The sequence below is a fragment of the Kitasatospora sp. NPDC030952 genome (assembly GCF_055571335.1).
In genome coordinates this window covers 4,896-23,716 of sequence record NZ_JBVIFM010000016.1, presented here as the reverse complement: position 1 = coordinate 23,716, position 18,821 = coordinate 4,896, and the positions used below count along the sequence as shown (strand labels likewise).

Annotated in this window: 17 protein-coding genes and 1 pseudogene; 10 read left to right on the top strand and 8 right to left on the bottom strand. The window is 73.7% G+C overall.

Features of this window, described 5'->3' with window-relative positions; genetic code table 11:
- The first annotated feature begins 114 nt into the window (after nucleotides 1-114).
- The 4 genes from ACZ47G_RS25725 to ACZ47G_RS25710 all read left to right on the top strand — a co-directional run bounded on the left by ACZ47G_RS25725 (nucleotide 115) and on the right by ACZ47G_RS25710 (nucleotide 6,752).
- Nucleotides 115-951, top strand: a complete 837-nt coding sequence (locus ACZ47G_RS25725; protein ID WP_465746410.1) for an alpha/beta fold hydrolase — start codon at nucleotides 115-117, stop codon at nucleotides 949-951.
- A gap of 166 nt (nucleotides 952-1,117) precedes the next feature.
- Nucleotides 1,118-1,585, top strand: coding sequence for a hypothetical protein (locus ACZ47G_RS25720; RefSeq protein WP_465746408.1), 468 nt, complete (start codon nucleotides 1,118-1,120; stop codon nucleotides 1,583-1,585).
- Between the two features lie 25 nt (nucleotides 1,586-1,610).
- Nucleotides 1,611-6,242 carry a cation-translocating P-type ATPase gene (locus ACZ47G_RS25715; RefSeq protein ID WP_465746406.1) on the top strand — a complete coding sequence of 1,544 codons (4,632 nt, stop codon included), beginning with the start codon at nucleotides 1,611-1,613 and terminating at the stop codon, nucleotides 6,240-6,242.
- 348 nt (nucleotides 6,243-6,590) lie between these two features.
- On the top strand, nucleotides 6,591-6,752 hold the full coding sequence (locus tag ACZ47G_RS25710) for a YqaE/Pmp3 family membrane protein (RefSeq protein WP_380453000.1): 162 nt from the start codon (nucleotides 6,591-6,593) through the stop codon (nucleotides 6,750-6,752).
- A gap of 206 nt (nucleotides 6,753-6,958) precedes the next feature.
- On the opposite strand, the gene ACZ47G_RS25705 is transcribed toward ACZ47G_RS25710, so the two are convergent.
- Both ACZ47G_RS25705 and ACZ47G_RS25700 read right to left on the bottom strand, forming a co-directional pair.
- The gene (locus tag ACZ47G_RS25705; RefSeq protein ID WP_465746404.1) at nucleotides 6,959-7,465 is read right to left on the bottom strand and encodes a DUF6328 family protein; all 507 of its coding nucleotides are present in this window, start codon (nucleotides 7,463-7,465) and stop codon (nucleotides 6,959-6,961) included.
- 14 nt (nucleotides 7,466-7,479) lie between these two features.
- Entirely contained in the window at nucleotides 7,480-7,647 is a 168-nt protein-coding gene (locus ACZ47G_RS25700) for a hypothetical protein (protein WP_465746402.1), read from the bottom strand.
- A 198-nt stretch (nucleotides 7,648-7,845) separates the two neighbouring features.
- On the opposite strand from ACZ47G_RS25700, the gene ACZ47G_RS25695 reads away from it, so the two are divergent.
- From ACZ47G_RS25695 to ACZ47G_RS25680, 4 genes are all read left to right on the top strand, one after another.
- Nucleotides 7,846-8,316: a hypothetical protein gene (locus ACZ47G_RS25695; RefSeq protein ID WP_465746400.1), complete on the top strand. Its 471-nt coding sequence runs from the start codon at nucleotides 7,846-7,848 to the stop codon at nucleotides 8,314-8,316.
- Nucleotides 8,317-8,457: 141 nt separating this feature from the next.
- Nucleotides 8,458-9,510: an iron-containing redox enzyme family protein gene (locus tag ACZ47G_RS25690; protein WP_465746398.1), complete on the top strand. Its 1,053-nt coding sequence runs from the start codon at nucleotides 8,458-8,460 to the stop codon at nucleotides 9,508-9,510.
- Between the two features lie 65 nt (nucleotides 9,511-9,575).
- Nucleotides 9,576-10,202, top strand: a complete 627-nt coding sequence (locus ACZ47G_RS25685) for a HemK2/MTQ2 family protein methyltransferase (protein WP_465746396.1) — start codon at nucleotides 9,576-9,578, stop codon at nucleotides 10,200-10,202.
- Nucleotides 10,189-10,425: a CDGSH iron-sulfur domain-containing protein gene (locus ACZ47G_RS25680; RefSeq protein ID WP_465746394.1), complete on the top strand. Its 237-nt coding sequence runs from the start codon at nucleotides 10,189-10,191 to the stop codon at nucleotides 10,423-10,425. Before ACZ47G_RS25685 ends, ACZ47G_RS25680 begins: the two co-directional genes overlap by 14 nt.
- Nucleotides 10,426-10,511: 86 nt before the next feature.
- Here the strand turns inward: ACZ47G_RS25680 and ACZ47G_RS25675 are convergent, their stop codons facing one another.
- Together ACZ47G_RS25675 and ACZ47G_RS25670 are read right to left on the bottom strand one after the other, a co-directional pair.
- Entirely contained in the window at nucleotides 10,512-12,134 is a 1,623-nt protein-coding gene (locus ACZ47G_RS25675; RefSeq protein ID WP_465746392.1) for a sulfatase-like hydrolase/transferase, read from the bottom strand.
- A gap of 144 nt (nucleotides 12,135-12,278) precedes the next feature.
- The gene (locus tag ACZ47G_RS25670) at nucleotides 12,279-13,487 is read right to left on the bottom strand and encodes a hypothetical protein (RefSeq protein WP_465746390.1); all 1,209 of its coding nucleotides are present in this window, start codon (nucleotides 13,485-13,487) and stop codon (nucleotides 12,279-12,281) included.
- A gap of 558 nt (nucleotides 13,488-14,045) precedes the next feature.
- On the opposite strand from ACZ47G_RS25670, the gene ACZ47G_RS25665 reads away from it, so the two are divergent.
- Both ACZ47G_RS25665 and ACZ47G_RS25660 read left to right on the top strand, forming a co-directional pair.
- The gene (locus tag ACZ47G_RS25665; RefSeq protein ID WP_465746388.1) at nucleotides 14,046-14,363 is read left to right on the top strand and encodes a hypothetical protein; all 318 of its coding nucleotides are present in this window, start codon (nucleotides 14,046-14,048) and stop codon (nucleotides 14,361-14,363) included.
- Between the two features lie 42 nt (nucleotides 14,364-14,405).
- A pseudogene (locus tag ACZ47G_RS25660) lies at nucleotides 14,406-14,573 on the top strand (response regulator transcription factor); the annotation flags it as partial.
- 197 nt (nucleotides 14,574-14,770) lie between these two features.
- Here the strand turns inward: ACZ47G_RS25660 and ACZ47G_RS25655 are convergent.
- The 4 genes from ACZ47G_RS25655 to ACZ47G_RS25640 form a co-directional block, all read right to left on the bottom strand.
- Nucleotides 14,771-16,465: a sensor histidine kinase gene (locus ACZ47G_RS25655; protein WP_465746652.1), complete on the bottom strand. Its 1,695-nt coding sequence runs from the start codon at nucleotides 16,463-16,465 to the stop codon at nucleotides 14,771-14,773.
- Nucleotides 16,466-16,669: 204 nt separating this feature from the next.
- Nucleotides 16,670-17,416: a DUF2071 domain-containing protein gene (locus tag ACZ47G_RS25650; protein ID WP_465746386.1), complete on the bottom strand. Its 747-nt coding sequence runs from the start codon at nucleotides 17,414-17,416 to the stop codon at nucleotides 16,670-16,672.
- The gene (locus ACZ47G_RS25645; RefSeq protein ID WP_355676910.1) at nucleotides 17,413-17,745 is read right to left on the bottom strand and encodes a metalloregulator ArsR/SmtB family transcription factor; all 333 of its coding nucleotides are present in this window, start codon (nucleotides 17,743-17,745) and stop codon (nucleotides 17,413-17,415) included. Before ACZ47G_RS25645 ends, ACZ47G_RS25650 begins: the two co-directional genes overlap by 4 nt.
- Nucleotides 17,746-17,924: 179 nt before the next feature.
- Nucleotides 17,925-18,596, bottom strand: coding sequence for a hypothetical protein (locus ACZ47G_RS25640; RefSeq protein WP_465746383.1), 672 nt, complete (start codon nucleotides 18,594-18,596; stop codon nucleotides 17,925-17,927).
- Nucleotides 18,597-18,821: the final 225 nt, after the last annotated feature.

Genomic DNA, 18,821 nt, shown 5'->3' with positions numbered 1-18,821 from the left:
TTCTCGGACGACACGCGGTGCGCGCAGCGCCGACCGTCCGGGCACGATCGGTCCTAGCGTGGCGTCCACTGCACCCGCACCCGCTACCCGGGCGAGAGAAAGTGGGCCCCACCCATGCCGTTCATCACCGTCGGCCAGGAGAACACCGCACCCATCGAGCTCTACTACGAGGACCTCGGCTCCGGCCAACCGGTCGTCCTCATCCACGGGTTCCCGCTCGACGGGCACTCCTGGGAGCGGCAGAGCGCCGCACTGCTCGCCGCCGGCCGCCGGGTGATCACCTACGACCGCCGCGGCTTCGGCCGGTCCTCCCAGCCCACCGTCGGCTACGACTACGACACCTTCGCCGCCGACCTCAAGACCGTGCTGGAGACCCTCGACCTCCACAACGCCGTCCTGGTCGGCTTCTCGATGGGCACCGGCGAGGTCGCCCGGTACGTGTCCGCGTACGGCTCCGCGCGCATCGCCAAGGTCGCGTTCCTGGGCTCGCTGGAGCCCTGCCTGCTCAAGACCGCCGACAACCCGGACGGGGCCGGCCCCCAGGAGTTCTTCGACGGCATCGTCGCCGACGTGAAGGCCGACCGCTACGCCTACTTCACCGCCTTCTTCCGCGACTTCTACAACCTCGACGAGAACCTCGGGACCAGGATCAGCGAGGAAGCCCTCCGCAACAGCTGGAACACCGCGGCCGGCAGCGGCTTCCACGCCGCCTCCGCCGCCCCCTCCACCTGGTACACCGACTTCCGCGCCGACATCCCCCGCATCGACGTGCCGGCCCTGATCGTGCACGGCACCGCCGACCGCATCCTGCCCATCGACAGCACCGGCCGGCCCTTCCACCGCGCACTGCCCTCCGCCGAGTACGTGGAGATCGAGGGCGCACCGCACGGCCTGCTGTGGACCCACGCCGAGGAGGTCAACGCGGCACTGCTGGCCTTCCTCGCCAAGTAATCGCGGGCCCACCCCGCCCGTGAGCCCCGGCCTCCCCACGTCCTGCCCGGACGGAAGGACACCGGGGCTCAGACCGTCCGGAAGACCGCCAGGGCTCACTGACCGGGCAGGAGCTGATTCCGCCCCGGAATGCCGGGTATGCGAAGAAAAGGAGGTGAGACGGCTCATGGCGACGAACAAGCGCACACCCTCGACGTCCGCCTCGGCCGCGGAGAAGCTGCTCCGTCCGGTCGACACGGTCATGACGACGGCGAGCCATGTGCCTGGCGCCGGCAGGGTCAAAGGGGCGTTCGACGGCGTCCTGGACGCGGTCGGCGTCGTGTCGCCCCGCTCGCGCCGGATCGCGGCCTATGCCGGTGTCGGCCTGCTGGGCGCGGCAGGGGTGGTCGAGTGGCCGGTGGCGGCCGCGGGTGCCGCGGTGGTGTGGCTGACCCAGTCGGGCCCGAGGAGCGCAGGCGGCGACGCCGGCGCCTCGGAGGCCAGGACCGGCACGGCGCCCACTCGGCGTGCCAAGGCGGCGCCGCCGGCCGAGCACAGGGCGACGACGAAGCCACGTACAGCGAAGAAGACCACGACCAAGGCCTCCCGGAGCCGGACCGCAGCCGGATCACCGGCCTCGACGGCGGGCCGGTAGGGGCGTCGGTCCCGTGAGGTGAGAGATGCTCCTGCACCTGGTCGCACGGTTGCCCGCAGCGGGCTTGGACCTCGCACTGGGGGTACCCGTCCGGGGAGCCCGTCGGGTTCTCCCGGCGGTAGGGGCTGCCGTGCAGGGGGCGGTGGAGGCTGCTGAAGTCGGCGTGCGCACCTCCGCGCGCGGGGCGGCGGCGGTGTCGTCCGCGGCGGTGCGGGTGGGCCGGGTCGGCGTGAACGCGGTGACGCCCGGGCGCGGGTACTGGCACGCCGGATCCCGGGTGCAGCTTCCGTTGCGTCCCGGCCCGGGTGCCACCGCCCGGACCATGGAGGCGGCGGCGAAGCGGGTGGCGGCCGGGCTGACCAAGCGGCCGGACGTGCTCGCCGCCTACTGGGACGGCGGGCTGGCCCGGCTGGTCGTGCAGATGACCCAGGACGCGGTCACCGACCGGGTGGTGGACCGGGCGACCGAGTTGGCCGCCGCACAGAAGCTGGAACGTCCCGACGAGGACGTCCTGGAACCGGCACACCCCGGCCACACCGGGGGCATCCGGTCCGGAGCGCTCGCCGTGGCCTGCGACGCGGTGGGCATCGCCACGGCGGTCGCCGCGCGGACGGTCCGCCTGAAGACCGCGCCGCATCTCGTCACCGCCGGTGTCACGCTGCTGCGCGAGGACCCGCACGTCCGGAGGGTCATGCGGCGCCGGCTGGGCCGCTCGGCCACCGATCTGGTGCTGGCCGGCGTCAACGCCGCCGCCCACGGCATCGGGCAGTCGCCGACCGCCCTGGCGCTGGACGCCGCGCTGCGGGTGGGCCAGTTGACCGAGGCCATCGCCAGGGCGGCAGCCTTCGACGCCGCCCACGACACGGTCTGCGCGCCGGAGCGGCTGAGCCTGGGCGGCAGACGGGTCGCCCGCCCGCCGATCCACCGCTACCCGGGCGAGGACTACCGGGACCAGGCGGTCACCGGAACGCTGCTCGGCGCGGCCGGAACGCTGCTGTTCACGCGCGACGTGCACGAGGCGGCCGAGGCGCTGCTGGCCGGGAACCCGAAGGCCGCCCGCTACGGCCCGGCCGCCTTCACCGCGGCCCTGGGCACGGAGCTGGCCCGCGAAGGCGTCCTGGTGCGCAACCTCGACCGGCTGCGGCAGCTGGAACTCGTGGACACCGTGGTGCTGCACCCGCAGGCGCTGCGCAGCACCCGGCGTACCGTCCTGGACGTCAATCCGAACGTGAGCGACTGGGACCACGACCGGCTGTGGCAGGCCGCGACGGCGGCGCTGGAGTCGGGCGCCCAACAGCCGGGCGCCCAGCGGCCGGATGGCCAACGGCCGGGTGGCCAGGAGTCGGGCGGCCAACCGTCGGGCGGCCAACCAGCGGGCAGGGAAGTGGAGTTGGACCTGCGTCCGGTGCCGGACCAGGACGAATCGGACACCGGACTGATGATCGCCTCGTCGGACGGCAAGGATGTCGGCACCGTCCTGGTCGGCTGGGAGATCGACCCGCTGGCCGAGGCGGCCCTGGATGCGGCCCGCCGGGCCGGCCTCCACGTGGTGGTCCAGGACGACGGAACGCTGGGTGACTTCGCCGCGCTGGCGGACGAACTCGTGGGCGCCGAAAGGCCGTTGGCCGAGGTGGTCCGAGGGCTCCAGCGCGACGGCCGGGTGGTCCTGACGGTGGCTCACGTCCCGAGCGGTGACGCCGCGACGGAAGAGAAGCTGGGCCAGGCAGGCCGAGAGGTGCTGGCGGGGCTGCTGCGCAGCGACATCGCCGTCTCGCTCACCGACGAGCGCAGTGCGGTCGTCTGGGGCGCGGACGTCCTGCTGCTGCACGGACTGACCGGGGCGTGGCGGCTGCTGGCGGCGATCCCGGCCGCACGCGCGGTCGGAGAGCACTCCAAGGTCTTCGCCGAGGCGGGCGCGGCGCTCGCCGGGCTGATGGTGGTGACGAGGGGTGCGCGGTCCAAGTTCCTCACCTTCCCGCTCGGCTTCCGGGTCAGCCCGGTCAATGCCGCCGCTGCCGCCGCGCTCGTCTCCGGCTGGCGGGCCGCCCTCGGCGTGAGCGCCGATCGCGCGCCGCACCCGCCGCCCCGGGTGCCCTGGCACGCCCTGCTGCCGCAGGAGGCGCTGACCAGGCTGCGCGCCACCGCCGAGGCGCGCGAGCCGACCGTGCCGGAGGGCCTGCGGACGATGGCGGGCAGGGCCGCACGGCTTCCCGTGTTCACCCCGGCGCGCCTGACGATCCGTCTGCTGGTGGCCGTGCGTGCCGAACTGCGCGATCCGCTGACCCCGTTGCTCCTGGTCGGGGCGGTGGCCTCGGCGCTGCTGGGGTCCACCGTGGACGCGCTGCTGGTGGTCGGCGCGATGGCCGTGAACGCGCTGGTCGGCGGCGTACAGCGACTGCGCGCCGAGCGCGCGCTCGCCGACCTGAAGCTGGGTGAGCGTCAAAAGGCCCGTAAGGTCGTCGACTTGGACGCCGGGAAGACCAGGACGGTGGAGGCCGGGCGGCTGACGCCGGGTGAGGTGATCGAGCTCTACACCGGTGACGTGGTGCCGGCCGATGCCCGGCTGCTGGAAGCCGAGGATCTCGAGGTCGACGAGTCCTCACTGACCGGTGAATCGCTGCCGACCGGCAAACAGGTGGACGCCACACCGCAGGCTCCCGTGGCCGAGCGCCGCTGCATGGTCTTCGAGGGCACCACGGTGGTCGCGGGACACGGCCGCGCCGTGGTGGCCGGTACGGGTGACCGGACCGAGGCCGGCCGCGCGGCGCAGCTGGCCTCGCGCGCCCAGCAGGCCCCCGGCGTACAGGCCCGGCTGCACGAACTGACCAGTGAGATGCTGCCGTTCACCCTGCTGGGCGGCGCCGCCGTGACCGGCCTGTCGCTGCTGCGCGGCCGGCCGGTGCGGCAGGCGGTCCGCGGCGGGCTGGCGGTTGCCGTCGCCGCCGTCCCCGAGGGTCTGCCGCTGGTGGCGACCGTCGCACAGCTGGCCGCGACACGCCGGCTCAGCCGGATCGGCATCCTGGTCCGCACCCCGCGCGCGCTGGAGGCGCTCGGCCGGATGGACACCGTCTGCTTCGACAAGACCGGCACCCTGACCGCGAACCGGTTGCACGTGGACCGGGTCGCCACCGCCGACGGTGCCGAACACCCGGCGGACGCCGCCGATGCGGCACCGGTGCTCCAGGCCGCCGCCCTGACCTGCCGCACCCCCGAGGCCGAGGCGGGCGTCCACGCGCACTCCACCGATGAGGCGATCCTCGTCGCGGCGCCGCCCGGGTCGCCGTGGACACCCGGCGCGGTGCAGCCGTTCGAGGCCAGCCGCGGCTACGCGGCCGCCGTGGGGACCGGCGCGGACGGTGCGGAGTTCCTGCTGGTGAAGGGCGCACCCGAGGTCGTCCTGCCGGCCTGCGAGAGCGCCCGCGGGGACGCCGCCGCACAGTCCCTGGCCGCCGATGGCCTGCGGGTGCTGGCGGTCGCCAGTGCCCGGCTCGGGCCCGACGACGAAGCCTCCGAGGCGCTGGCGCGGCCCCCCGCGGGCATGGAACTGCTCGGGTTCATCGGGCTGGCCGACACCCCCCGTCCCAGCTCCGCGCCGCTGGTGGCCGACCTGCGCGAGGCCGGCGTGCGGCCCGTCATGCTCACCGGCGACCACCCGCAGACCGCCCGAGCCGTCGCCGTCCAGCTCGGCTGGCCGGACGACGTCGTGGTGGTCACGGGTGACGAGCTGGCCGCCCGGGACCGGGCCGGCCGGACCCGCCTGTTGCGCGAGGCCGGCGTGGTGGCCCGGGTCGCGCCCGAACAGAAGTTGCACGTGGTGGAGGCGCTCCAGGAAGCCGGGCAGGTGGTGGCCATGGTCGGGGACGGCGCGAACGACGCCGCCGCCATCCGTGCCGCCGACGTCGGGATCGGCATCGCCGCGCGCGGCTCGGCGGCGGCCCGCAACGCGGCCGACCTGGTGATCACCAGCGATGACCTGTCGATGCTGGTCGCCGCCGTCGCCGAAGGCCGTGCGCTGTGGCGCAGCGTCGCGGACGCGATCAGCGTGCTGATCGGCGGCAACGCCGGCGAGATCGGCTTCTCGGTGCTCGGCACCCTGCTCTCCGGCTCGTCGCCGCTGTCGACCCGGCAGATCCTGCTGGTCAACCTGCTCACCGACATGTTTCCTGCCATGGCCGTCTCGGTCACTCCCCGGGACGAGACCCTCGACGAGCGGCCGGACGGCGGGTCGGCCCTGGCGGACAGCGTCCCCGTCGGCCTCGCGGCGCTCGGCGACCCGCTGACCCGGCAGATCCGCCACCGGGGCATCGTCACCACACTCGGCGCGAGCACGGCCTGGCTGATCGGCACGTTCACCCCGGGCTCCGCGCGGCGGACCAGCACGATGGCGCTGTGCGGAGTGGTCGGCGCCCAACTCGCCCAGACCCTGGCCGGCCGGCGCCACAGTCCGCTGGTGCTGGTGACCGTCCTCGGATCGGCCGCCGTACTGGCCGGCCTGATCGAGACGCCTCTGGTCAGCCGGTTCTTCGGCTGCACACCCCTCGGCCCGGTCGCCTGGGCCGGAGTCGCCACCGCGATCGCCGTCGCCGTCTGGGCCCCACGCGTGATGCCGACGCTCGACCGGCACCTGTCGGCGCTCGCGGCGCGGCTGCGCACGTGAGCCCGCACGGGGAGCCTCCGTGCCGCAGGCGATCGCGGACTCGGCGGGAATCGCGGTTCGGGTGCGGGCGCAGGTGACGGCTGCGGATCGGGCTGGGCTGCGGAGGAGGGGAACGGCGGAAAGCACCGGACGAGCAGGCCGCGATGACTGAGATGTCCGCCGGCCGCCGGACCGTACGGGTCGGCCGACCGGACAAGGTGCTGTTCCCCGGCGACGGCATCACCAAAGCCGACCCGCCACCACGAGCGTTTCGTCCCGCCGGGGGCGGGCAGCCGCGTCGGGTGTGATGACGCAGGGATCACCGGACTGATCCGTGCGGCGCGGCTCAGGGGATCTCGAGGAGCGATCATGGTGAAGGTTCTGCTCGTACTGCTGTGTCTGGTCCTGCCGTGGCTGGCGGTGCTCATCAAGGACGGCCCGAGCATGAAGGTGCTGTGGGCCTTCCTGCTCCAGCTCTGCGGCCATGTACCCGGCGTCGTCTACGGCATCTACCAGGTCGTCCAGGACTGACATCCGCGGCATGACGGCCGCATCGCGCCCTCGCCCGGCCGGTTCCCGGCCGATCCGGCCCCAGCGCCCGATCGGGCACACGTGATACCGGTCATGCCGAAGGCGGCAGCTGGACGCCCACCCTGGTCGGCCACGAGCGGGGCAGCGGCGCCCCCGTCCCGTGGGGCCGTTATGACGACGAGCGATCGCCGCCGCGTGCCTGGCCGTCATCGCCCGCGGTCGCCCCGGCGTGCCGCTGTGCGCCGCAGCACGACCTGGGGCAGGACGAGCCAGGTGATGGTGAACCACAGCAGGACGGCGCCGCTGATGATCCACGCGGCACCCGGGTTGCCGGTCGCGGTGCGCAGCAGGAGCAGCAGGGCGGCGGCGATGGTCAGGGCGAGGGTGATGAGTCCGGTGGCGATGAGGTGGCCGGCGACGTGGATGAGTTCCGGTTTCATTCCGCGGCCGGCCAGTAGGCGGTGGAAGGCCACGGGTGCGACGAGGGCGCCGGTGGCGACGGCGCCCAGGACCACGGTGGCGGTGTAGAGGTTCTGGTCGAAGTCGGGCAGGGTGGCGAAGCGCGGGGTGAAGACCACGCCGATGAGGAAGCCGAAGAGGATCTGCGCGCCGGTCTGGCATACGCGCACCTCTTGGAGCATCTCGGTCCACAACCGGTCGGCCCGTTCCTGGGGCGTCTCGTCGCGGCCCTGGGCGCCGTCGTTCGTCGGCATCGGATCCTTCCCGGCTACGCGCGGTTCCGGCGGCGGGCGGCCTGGGCGCGTGCGCAGCGCGGCAGTTCCTCGCCGTGGCGCAGGGCGACGAAGGCGGTGACGGCGACGGCGAAGCCCGCGAGGTGGCCGGCGGGCAGCGGGCGCACCCCCACGACCGGGATCCTCGGCTCGTCACTGGTCATGTCCGCAACCTACGTCCGCCGGAGGCATCGTGCTCGGTCGTTGCGCCCGAAGAGCGGTTCCGGGCTGCCCGGAGCGGGCCCGTCCGTGGAGCAGGCTTGACGCATCGCCTCGGTCGAAAACTTTCCCGTCCCCGCCGTGTCTACCGGCCGACCCCTGGGGTAGGCGCGGGCGTGATCGCGGCGAGCACGGAGGTGAGCATGCAGATCAGGACCGACCGCATCGCGGACCCGTGGGGCAGCCGCACCCCTTACAGCCCGGGGGAGCCGTGGCCGGCCCGGACCGACTCCTTCCTCGCACCCGGCATCACGCCGGACTCGGTGGGGCGGTGGGTGCAGACCGCCTCCCTGCTGCACTCCAACGGCGACGCGATGGACATCGCCGTGGCCGACGGGCGGATCGTCGGTGTTCGCGGCCGGGCCGACGACCGGGTGAACCGAGGCCGGCTGGGCCCGAAGGACCTCTACGCCTGGCAGGCCAACCACTCCGACGACCGGCTGACCACCCCGATGGTCCGCCGGGACGGACAGCTCGCCCAACTCGCCCAGGCCACCCGCGATTCGGCCCTCCTCGATCTCGCCTCCGCCTGCCACCCCCGGACCCTGCGCCAGATGCGCTGGACCAACACCATGATCAAAACCCTGTCCCCCCAACTGCTCGCCAGCCTCTGACCGAGCCGCCCGAACCGCCCAGGAGGAGCCGATGACCACCACCGCCGTCCCGCGCCGTGAACGGCTGCCCGGGTTGCCCGAGGTCGGCGGCGGCCCCAAGCGCCGCGCCCTGGAACTGCACCCGGCACCGCGGGAGCGCCAGTGACTCCCGCTCCCGCGATCGGCCGTGCCCGGTACTCCACCAGCGCGCCGCCCGTACTGCCGAGACCGCGCGGACCCGTCAGCGCCGGCCTCATCGCCGCGCTGCTCACCCCACCCGACCCGGCCGCGCGGATCGCGCCCGCGCCGATCGAAGACCCGTGGGGCGAGGACCTGCAACTGGCCCTCCACGTCTGCTACGAACTGCACTACCAGGGCTTCGCCGAGGTCGACCCCGACTGGGAGTGGCACCCCGGGCTGCTGACCACGCGAGCCGCGCTGGAGCACGCGTTCCTCACCGCTGTCCGGCAGGAGACCGGCGAACCACCGCCGCTGGCCCGGGCCCTGGCCACCCTGCTGGCCGACGACAGCGGCGACACCGGCCCCTCCCACCACCTCCTCGACCACGGGGAACGCTGGCAGGCGCGCGAGTACCTGGTGCACCGCTCGCTCTACCACCTCAAGGAAGCAGACCCGCAGATGTGGGTGGTGCCACGCCTGCCGAACCCCGCCAAGGCCGCGCTCGTCACGGTGCAGTACGACGAGTACGGCGGCGGCCACCCCGACCGCGCCCACGCACAGCTGTTCGCCGAGATGATGGCGGACCTCGGCCTGGACCCCACCTACGGGCACTACCTCGACGACGTCCCCGCCCCCGCCCTGGCCGTGGTCAACCTGATGTCGCTGTTCGGCCTGCACCGCTCCCTGCGCGGCGCGCTCATCGGCCAGTTCGCCACGGTGGAGATCACCTCACCACCCGGCGCCGCCCGCCTCGCAGCGGCGCTGGAGCGCCTGGGCGCCTCCCCGGTCGGCACCCTGTTCTACCGGGAGCACGTGCTGGCCGACGCCGTCCACGAGCAGCTCGTCCGCCACACCGTCATCGCACCCCTGGTCGAGGACGACCCCGCTCTCGGCCCCGACATCGCGTTCGGCATCGCCGCCACCACCACCGTGGAAGCACGGCTCGGGACCCACCTGCTCACCTGCTGGCGGCACGGCCGCAGTTCCCTGCGCACGCCACTTCCGAACGTACCCGCGACAGCGGAGGAGACCTGATGCCAGCGATCAGAGCGACCGAACCGGGCAGGCGCCACACCATGTTTCTCCTCCGACCTCCTGGCGTGTATCCCGCCCAGGGCGACACCGCACTTCTCATCGACGCGCTGCGCAGCGAACGGCCGCGGCCCGGAGCCCCGCTCCTCGACCTCGGCACCGGCAGCGGAGCCGTGGCCCTGGCCGCAGCCGAACTCGGGGCCGCCGTCACCGCCGTGGACCTGTCCCGGCTCGCGCTGGCCACCGCCTGGGCCAACGCGCGGCTGCGCCGCGTGCGCCTCAAGATCCGCCACGGCGACCTGACCCGCCCGGTGGCCCGCCGCCGCTTCGAGTTCATCGTGTCCAACCCGCCCTACGTGCCCTCGGCCCGGGACCGGCTGCCCCGGCACGGCATCGCGCGGGCCTGGGACGCCGGGCCGACCGGCCGCCTGCTGCTCGACCGCATCTGCCGGCAGGCCCCGCGGCTGCTGACCCCGCGCGGGGTGCTGCTGATCGTGCAGTCCTCTCTGGCGGACCCGGCCGCCACCGTCCGAGCCCTCCACCAGTCCGGGCTGCGGGCCGGCGTGGTGGCGGCCACGACCCAGCCCTTCGGGCCGGTCATGTCGCAGCGGGCCGACTGGTTCGAGGAACGCGGCCTGATCGCCCGCGGCGAGCGGGCGGAGACCTTGGTGGTGGTGCGCGGTGTCCGGCCGTGACGACCAGCGGGTGCCACGCCTGCGGCTGACCGGCAGCGGTCCGGTGCTGGTCGACGGCCCGGTGGAGATCGTCCTCCCCGACGGCCGGAGCATCCGGGCCGACCGCCCGGTGACGGCGCTGTGCACCTGCCGCCGCAGCCGCCGATACCCGTTCTGCGACACCAGCCACCGCAACCGCGACCGCGACCGCGACGGCGACAAGAACGGACAGGCGGACACCTGAACGCGGCCGCCACCGGCACCGGCCGGACTCCGGGTACGGCTCCGGTGCACCGCGTCAGCCGTGCGGCAGGACGCCGCAGGATCCGCTCAGCGGCGGGCCGCCGCCCCCACGGGCGCCGGCTGATCGGTGTCCCCGTGCCAGGTGGGCCAGCCCACCAGGCGGGGCCGTTCGGTGACCCAGGCTCGCGTGTCGGCGCCGATTTCGGCGGTGATGAGCTCCTCCAGCTGGCTGCTGCAGCGGGTGACGAGGTCACGGTGGGCCGGCTCGGCGGCGAGGTTGCGTGTCTCGTCGGGGTCTTCGACGCGGTCGTAGAGCACCACGTCGTTCCGCTCGTAGAGCTCTTCCGGGCCGGCGGGGCGGTTGGGGCTGAGCGGGGAGAAGTAACGGCCGAACGTGTACCGCTGGTCGTGGTAGCCGCGCAGGAAGCCGCGCTTGCTCCAGTCGGGGCGCAGCTCGCCCTGCTGGATCCGCTGAGGGGCCTTCGGGTCGGCGAACTCGAACCAGAACCCGGCGTCCAGCGTGATGATCGACTCGACGGCGGTGAGGACTCCCTCGCGAACCGCCCTCCCCGCCAGTACCGGCGTCAGGGAACGGCCGTGGAGGGCGGGGAACCGGGTGGCGATCGCCGCCCGGTCCAGTCCCGCGAACTCGAGGAGGGTGGGCGCGAGGTCGACCGCGGAGGCCAGTGCCTCGGTGCGGCCCCCGCCACGCACGTCGGGGTGGCTGAGCACGAACGGGACGTGCACGTTCTCGTCGTAGACCAGGTTGCCCTTCTGGCGCAGACCGTGGCTCCCCGCCATCTCGCCGTGGTCCGCGGTGAAGGCGACCACCGTCCGGTCGGCTTGACCGGAGGCCTCCAGCGCGTCGAGGACGAGCTCGATGCTGCGGTCGACGTCCCGGATGGCGTTGAGGTAGAAGTTCAGGCCGTCGTACCAGTGCTGTTCGTCGGCCACCGGCCCGAACACCGTGTCCACCATGCGCGCGTACTCGACCACCGCCGGGGCCGCACCGGACAGGTCGTCGCGGAGGCTGGCGGGCAGGTCGAACTCCCAGCGGCGCCGGTAGATCGGGACATCGGCGGCGCCGCGCGCCACGACGGCGTGCGCGAGGCCGGGGGGCAGTCGCACCTGGGGCGATCCGCCGTAGTCGAAGCTCATGATGTCGTGTGGGTTGACGAAGTTGACGGCCATGAACCAGGGCTGGTCGTCCGCCACGACCGGGGCGCGGTCGCGCAGCCACCTCACGGCCTGGCCGGCGATCACCGGGTCGACCTTGAGACCGGCCCAGGCACCCCCGTCGATGTCACCCCAGTCGTTGAACTCGCTGAACCCGTAAGGCTCCAGAGCATCGGTGGTGGGCCCGGGGTTGCGGGGTGTGATGTACGAGTTGGAGAGGTGCCACTTGCCCTGGTAGGTGCAGTAGTAGCCGGCCTGGCGCAGCATCGTGCCGAGGGTGCCCAGCTGCGGGTCCAGCGGGCGGATGTAGGGCATGTTGTCGTTGTCGTAGATGCCGGTCAGCGGAAGGTGCTGCCCGGTGTAGATCACGGACCGCGCGGAGCTGCACATGGCCGACGCGGTGTAGTACCGCTCGAAGGTGGTGCCCCGCTCGGCGAGCCGCTCCCGGGCCGGAAGCGTGTACCCCTGAGGACGCGGGATCGTGGCCCGCTCCTCGTCGGTGACGATCAGCAGGATGTTCGGGCGACGGGTCATGGCCACCTGTCCAGGACAAGGGGAACGTTGGTTCCGTCGAACTCTATGGCTGTGCGCGGGAGCGCCGCACGAGGACGGGACCGACCAGGTGAGATCTGCCCGGGGCCGCGGTGACACCGACCGTCGCACCCTCGCCGCCCGGTGTCACTCATCGGGGCCGTCACGGGTGCCGACTCGTCCGAAGGCGGCCAGAAGTGCCAGGACGGCGAGCACCACGAGGAGGACCAGGACGAGCAGCACCACGGTCGGCACGGTCGGGTGGTTCCACAGCGCGAACACCAGGGCCAGGATCAGCACCGCCGCGAGGACGAGCCAACGGCGGTGGGCGTCGGTCCAGGTCCCGGCCCGTCCGGTCCGCAAACCGTGCGCGTCGCCCCATCCGGCGGCGCCGTCCGCGACGCGGTCGGCCTGGCTGCGGACGGCGCGCGGCAGCCGCCCCGCGCCGGAGAGGTAGGCACCGAGCGCCACCACCACTCCCAGGACGATGCCGGTGCGCAGGCTGATCCGCAGGAAGTGCAGCAGGGTGTCGAAGACGACCGCGGCGGCGGCCGGGGACTGCACGGCGGCCGGCAGGTGGTCGAGGTAGTAGTGGCGGGCGATCACCAGGGCGATGGCCACCACCAGACAGCCGCCGGCCGCACCGAGGGCCGTGGTCACCAGGGCCCGGCGCCTGCGCCGGGCCAGCAGGACGCCGATCGCGCCGAGCACCGCCGTGAGGACCGGCATCCAGTTGCCGACCACGTCGAGGGCGTGCGCGCCGCCGCGGACCTTGTCCAGTTCGTCGGACTGGAACAGCACCAGCTGCTTGTCCACGTCCGGGATCTTCTCGGCCGGGGTCAGCCCCGCGGCCACCAGTTCCTGCTTCAGCCGTTCGACGGCCGTCCCCACGTCGAGGGTGACGGTGCCGTCGGTCACCGCGACGGCGCCCCGGCCGCGGCCGGTGAGGGCCTGGACCACCGCGGCGTGGGCGGAGCGGTTGGCCTGCGTCCACACGGTGGCGAAGGCGTCGCTGTGCACCACCCGGGTCGCGGCCTGGGTGACCACCTGGTCCACCGCGTCGTCGAGTTTGGGCCCGAGCGACTTGACCGCCGCGGCGGCCCGGGGAGGCAGGCCCCGCGACTGCAGCCAGGCGGCCAGGTCGGAGGCGGCCGCCGGGCCGTCCACCTTCACGTCCACGGCGTGAGTGATCCGGTTGACCGCCGCGTCCTGTACGGCGGGATCGGTGGCCAGCGGAGCCACCGTGCTGACGTACCGGTCGGTGTCCAGGGCGATGTCGTGCACCCAGACGGTGAGCAGCGAGACCGGAACCAGGATGCAGGTCAACGTGATCAGCACGGCCGAGGCGGTGCTCATCACGATCCGCCTCGCCCGGGACGGGCGTCCGGCAGCTGGGGGCGGGCCACCGGCAGCCCCGCCCGTTCCCGGCTCGGACGCAGGCCCTGACGGCTCGTGCATCGGGTCTCCTGACATTGCGCGCGGCCGTGACGCCGCTGACCACCATTGCCCCGTAGAGCAGGGCGAGCGGCACGCCGAGGTGGGCCGTCGGGGTCAGACACGCCCTGGGTCCGGCGGTCACCCGGCGCGAGGCCCCGTTCTCGCGCCGATCGGTCATTGGGCCACATGGACCGCGGCACAGGGCCGCACGGCCCCGTCCGCTGCCCGGTCCTCATCGGAGCCCGCCCCGTCGACCGGTCGCGGCAGACACCCCAGGCTCGCTCGGGACGACGGCGTGAAGTGGGTTCCCGCGGACGACCGGCCCCCGTGCAGGGGCCGGACGACTCATGGCACGCCGGCCGCACTCTGCGAACCTCGGGAGAGGGAGGGCGGGAACGCCCCTTCCACCTCGGCAAATACTCGGCAAAGGAGGCGAGACGCATGCCCGGCATCCACCACCAGGTATCACGTCCCCCCATGACGCCCGCTCCGGAGGAGATCGGACGGCTCGGCTGGGTCGTGCTCGGATCCTCGCTGGTCGCCGCCGACGCGATCAAGCACGCGCTGTCCGGTGTCGTCGCGATCGCCAGGACGATGACGCACCCCGCTCCGCCGTACTCACCCGTGCCGGAGCGGCCCGCCCCGGCTGTCGGCCCCGGCGTCGACGAGAGGAACGGATGGATCTTCATCACCGCCGTGTTCCTCCTGACCGGTGCCATGGCCCGCGGCCTCGCCCACATCAAGGGCAGCGTCAGGGAGGCCACGCACCCCGGACGCCAGCAGGTACGGGCGTGACGCCCACCTGTGCAACTTCGGCCGGCTCCCGCTCCGACCCGGGCCTTCCCCGAACTCACCGACCGGGAACGGGAGATCCTCGCCCTCGTCGGCGAAGGGCTGACCAGCCGCCAGATCGGCCAGCGACTCCACCTCGCCGAGAAGACCGTCAAGAGCCACGTCTCCCGGCTGCTCGCCGAACTCGGCGTGGAGCGCCGGGTCCAGGCATCGCCACGGAGACCCTCGCCGTCCAGAAGCAGGGCGCCGGGCGACCCACCCGCTGAACCCGTCTCCGCTGCCCACCGGAAAGCCGCCCGGCCCGCCCGAAACCGGGCCCGCCGCCGAGTCCTGCCCGCCGCGTCGCCGCGTCAGCCCAGGCCGGCGGGCGAACGACGGCCCGTGCCATGAGTGCGGCACCCTGCCCCGGGTCAGGCGAGCGGCACCGACCACACCAGGTCCGTCCCGCCCTCCGGCGGGCTCGCGAGTTCCAGGGTGCCGCCGAGGCTCTCGGCCCGTTCGGCGAGATTGCGCAGGCCACTGCGCCGGCCCTGCTCCGGGATCCCGGCGCCGTCGTCCCGTACGGTCAGTACGACCCGTGCCCCGGCCGCCTGGAGCACCACCTCGACGCGGCGGGCCTTCGCGTGCCGGGCCGCGTTGCTCAGCGCCTCCCCCAGCACCGCCACCACGTGCTCGGCCACCTCCGCGGAAACGTCCGTGTCGAGCAGGCCTTCCATGCTCAGTCTCGGCGCGAAGCCCAGCGCCGCCTGGGCTTCCTCGACGACGCGCACCACCCGGGCGCGAAGGCCCTGGCCCGCGTTGCCTTCCCGGGCGCGGAGGCCGAAGATCGTCGAGCGGATGATCTTGATGGTCTCGTCCAGGTCACCGACCGCCCGCAGCACCCGGTCCGAGGCACCGGAGTGGTCGATCAAGCGAGCCGCGCTCTGCAGCGTCATCCCGGTCGCGAACAGCCGCTGGATCGCCAGGTCGTGCAGATCCCGGGCGATCCGGTCGCGGTCCTCCAGCATCGCCAGCTGCTCCGCGTCGCGGCGGCGCTCCGCCAGCTCCAGGGCCAGCGCCGCCTGGTCGGCGAACCCCAGCAGCGGGGTGATCTCCCGCTCCGTGAACGGCTGTTCCCCTGACCGCCTGGCCAGCAGCAGCACACCCTCGACCTGCCCGGCGCCCCGGCGGAGCGGCACCGCGACCGCCGGCCCCAGGCCGTCGAAGCGCCGCGGGCCCGCCGTCAGCCTCGGGTCGCCCGCCAGATCGGCCGTCGCCGCCGGGGAGCCCTGAACACACGCCTCGCCCGACAACGAGCCTTCCAACGGCACCACCAGGCCCAACCGCTCGGCTTCGTCCCCACCCAGTGCGAGCTCCACCCGCACTGCCTCGGCGCCGGGCACCGGGACGGACACGTCCGCCAGCTCGGACCCGGTGATCTCCCGCGCGCGCTGGGCGATCAGCTCCAGCACCTGGGAGCGGGCACTGCCGGACAGCAACCCGCGGGTGATCTCGGCGTTCGCGGCCAACCACCGGTGCTGGCGCTGCGACTCCTCGTACAGGCGGGCGTTGTCGATCGCTACCCCGGCCGCCACCGCAAGCGTCGAGATCACCGACTCGTCGTCGGCGTCGAATTCCTCCCCGCCCCGCTTGTCCGTGAGGTAGAGGTTGCCGAACACCTCGGCGCGCACCCGCACCGGCACACCGAGGAACGTGCGCATCGGCGGGTGGTTCGCCGGGAACCCGTAGGACGACCCGTGCCCGGACAGCTCCGCGAGCCGCAGCGCCTCGGGGTGGTGGATCAACTCTCCCAGGATGCCCCGGCCCGTCGGGTAGGGGCCGATCTTCGCGATCTCCTCCTCGGACAGACCCACGGTGAGGAACTCCGACAGCGTCTCCCCGTCCGGACCGATCACTCCGAGCGCCGCGTACCGGGCGTCCACCAGCACCGCGGCCGCCTCGACGATGCGCCGCAGCACCTGGGTCAGATCCAGCTCCCGGCCCACCGACAGCACCGCCTCCAGCAGGCTGTGCACCCGGTCCCGGGTCCCCCGAGCGGCGTCGATGCGCGCCTGGAGCTCCTCCAGCAGCTCGTCCAGCCGCAGCTGCGGAATCCGCGACCGCATCTCGTCCCCGCCCAAGGGAGACCTCCTCGCCTGTTCTGCCGACCGGTCGATTCTCGCAGAGCCGTGCCCGGGCCGAACCGGACCGGACCAGCAGCGCGGATCGCCATCGGGGGCCGACCGTGGCCGCCGGCCGGTGGCCTCCCGGTCACCCACCGCCTCCGAACGGCGGTCCTCCCCCGCGGTGGTGACGTGTGACCGGGCGCCTCAGTCGACGAGTTGCGCACCACGCTCGGAAGCCAGGGCCGGGAGCGGCAGCCAACTGACGGGGACGTCGCGCATGACCAGAGCGCAGTCCAGGGTCGCACTGCCCGGCGGGAAGCGGTCCGGGTCGTCGAAGAAGGACGACGCGGCGGAGCGGACCCGGCCTGCCTCCACGTGCCAGGCGTCGGTCCGCAGTTCCATGCCGTCCAGGTGACGGCCGGAGGTGGTGGCCGAGAAGCCCTTTGCCCCGCCCCGGAAGAAGCGGGAGGCCTCCGCGAGATCGGCGAAGAGCTCGCTGCCGCGCAGTTCGTCGGACAGCTCGACGGTGACATCCACTCGGGTGTCACCGTCCCGTGTCGCCAGTGCGACGCGCATCCGATCGGGCGTCTCGCGCACCTCGAAGTCGGCGCGGCCGTGTTCGCCGGGAAAGAGGCGGCCTCCGGCCCAGGCGTTGAACCGCGAGGCGGTGTCGCGCCGTGGGATGTAGACCCCGGTCTCGACGCCGTCCGGTCCGTCCCATTCGACGGCGATCCGATGTGCCGCGTTCTCGCTCCGCAGTCCGAACGCCTTGGGTGTCCAGGCGGGCCGGACACTTCCCAGGCGCAGCAGGCAGATGCCCGCGACCGCGTGGCCGTGCACCAGTTGCGGGCGCAGCGGGCCCGGGAGCAGGCGTGCCGCGGCATCCGGGGCGACTCGATAGTTCACCAGTAGCCGTCGTTCGACGACGCTGGACAGTCGCGGCTGCCTCATGATCCCTCGTTCTGCGCCCTGGGGCGCCACTTGGTGTGGCGAAGCACGATCTGCTCGGGGCAGACGGCGCTGAGGAACCGGCCGATGCAGGCGGCCAGGCGATCCTCGGCCAACGCGTAGAGAATCCGGTTGCCCTCCCGTCGCTCGGTGACCAGTCCGGCCCCCTTGAGCACGCCGAGATGTCGTGAGATGGAGGGCGCGCTGATCGCGAACCTGGCCGCGATCTCGCCTGCGGCGAGCTCCCCGCCTCTGAGGTCCTCGAGGATCTGGCGCCTCGTCGGATCGGCGAGAGCACGGAAGGCCCCCGCCTCGTCCTGGGCTTCTGTCATGCCAGGTATTTAACAACTTAGCTAAGTATCTAACAAGGGGCTCGGGGTCTCAGTGGGCACGTGCGGCCGACCACTTCGGCTCGACCCGCCAACCCGACCGCTCGCCCGCCGGCTGAAGCGCTCGGTCACATGGCACACGCCACGGATCCGCACGGGGTGGAGCAGAACCCGGCGCGGCGTCAGAGGCCCCGGCTCCGGTAGGGCGAGGCGGGCCGGCCGGGGGTGGTGGCGGTCGCGGGTCCGGCAGCAGCGGCCGGGACGGCGGGGACAGCGGGGACGGCCGGGCTCGCCGAGGTGGCCGGGCGGACGGAGGTGGCCGGGCGGACGGAGGTGGCCGGGCGGACGGAGGTGGTCGGGCGGGCGGAGGTGGTCGGGCGGGCGGTGGCGGCCGGGCGCCGGAAGTCCTGGTCCGCCGTGGAGGTGACCGTCCGCCGGCCCGGGGCCGCCGCGGTGGGCGGCGCCCCCGCCGTCGTGGTCCGGCGCGCGGCCGACGCCGCCGGGACGGCCCCGGGCGCGCCGCCGTCCGGCTCGACCCGCTCGATCCGCAGCGCCAGGTTGCGGTCCCGGCGGTCCCCCGCCCGGTCCCGGTTGCGGCTGTGCACCAGCTGGGTCAGCACGCCCCGGATCTCCTGCCAACGCCCCTGTACGGCACGGATGTTGGGGCACCATTCGGCCCCGAACCGGTGCTCCAGCGCCAGCTGCCAGCTCTCCGCCTCCACCAGGTGGACCGCGCCGACCGTCGCCGGGATCTCCACCGGCGCGGCTCCCCGGACGGTCACCACCGCGCGCTGCGGCCAATCCCCCTCCACCGCCGTCACCGTGATCCGGCTCGGCCCCTGGTACCAGGCCATCGCTGCTGCCCTCCCGCGTCCGTCCTCGCCGGCTGTCACCCGGCCTCAACCGGTACCACGGACGGCGGCCCCGACTGGGTTCGAGCCGAGCTGAACCGGGCGGCCCCGCGATCCGACGGCGCGGGGGGGGGGGGGGGGGGGGGGGGGGGGGGGGGGGGAGAGGGGGGGGGGGTGGGGGGGGGGGGGGGGGGGGGGGGGGGGGGGGGGGGGGGGGGGGGGGAAGGA

Coding starts and splice junctions, on each gene's coding strand:
- ACZ47G_RS25725 (WP_465746410.1), top strand. CDS start 115: ATGCCGTTCATCACCGTCGGCCAGGAGAACACCGCACCCATCGAGCTC.
- ACZ47G_RS25720 (WP_465746408.1), top strand. CDS start 1,118: ATGGCGACGAACAAGCGCACACCCTCGACGTCCGCCTCGGCCGCGGAG.
- ACZ47G_RS25715 (WP_465746406.1), top strand. CDS start 1,611: ATGCTCCTGCACCTGGTCGCACGGTTGCCCGCAGCGGGCTTGGACCTC.
- ACZ47G_RS25710 (WP_380453000.1), top strand. CDS start 6,591: ATGGTGAAGGTTCTGCTCGTACTGCTGTGTCTGGTCCTGCCGTGGCTG.
- ACZ47G_RS25705 (WP_465746404.1), bottom strand. CDS start 7,465: ATGCCGACGAACGACGGCGCCCAGGGCCGCGACGAGACGCCCCAGGAA.
- ACZ47G_RS25700 (WP_465746402.1), bottom strand. CDS start 7,647: ATGACCAGTGACGAGCCGAGGATCCCGGTCGTGGGGGTGCGCCCGCTG.
- ACZ47G_RS25695 (WP_465746400.1), top strand. CDS start 7,846: ATGCAGATCAGGACCGACCGCATCGCGGACCCGTGGGGCAGCCGCACC.
- ACZ47G_RS25675 (WP_465746392.1), bottom strand. CDS start 12,134: ATGACCCGTCGCCCGAACATCCTGCTGATCGTCACCGACGAGGAGCGG.
- ACZ47G_RS25670 (WP_465746390.1), bottom strand. CDS start 13,487: ATGAGCACCGCCTCGGCCGTGCTGATCACGTTGACCTGCATCCTGGTT.
- ACZ47G_RS25665 (WP_465746388.1), top strand. CDS start 14,046: ATGACGCCCGCTCCGGAGGAGATCGGACGGCTCGGCTGGGTCGTGCTC.
- ACZ47G_RS25655 (WP_465746652.1), bottom strand. CDS start 16,465: ATGCGGTCGCGGATTCCGCAGCTGCGGCTGGACGAGCTGCTGGAGGAG.
- ACZ47G_RS25650 (WP_465746386.1), bottom strand. CDS start 17,416: ATGAGGCAGCCGCGACTGTCCAGCGTCGTCGAACGACGGCTACTGGTG.
- ACZ47G_RS25645 (WP_355676910.1), bottom strand. CDS start 17,745: ATGACAGAAGCCCAGGACGAGGCGGGGGCCTTCCGTGCTCTCGCCGAT.
- ACZ47G_RS25640 (WP_465746383.1), bottom strand. CDS start 18,596: ATGGCCTGGTACCAGGGGCCGAGCCGGATCACGGTGACGGCGGTGGAG.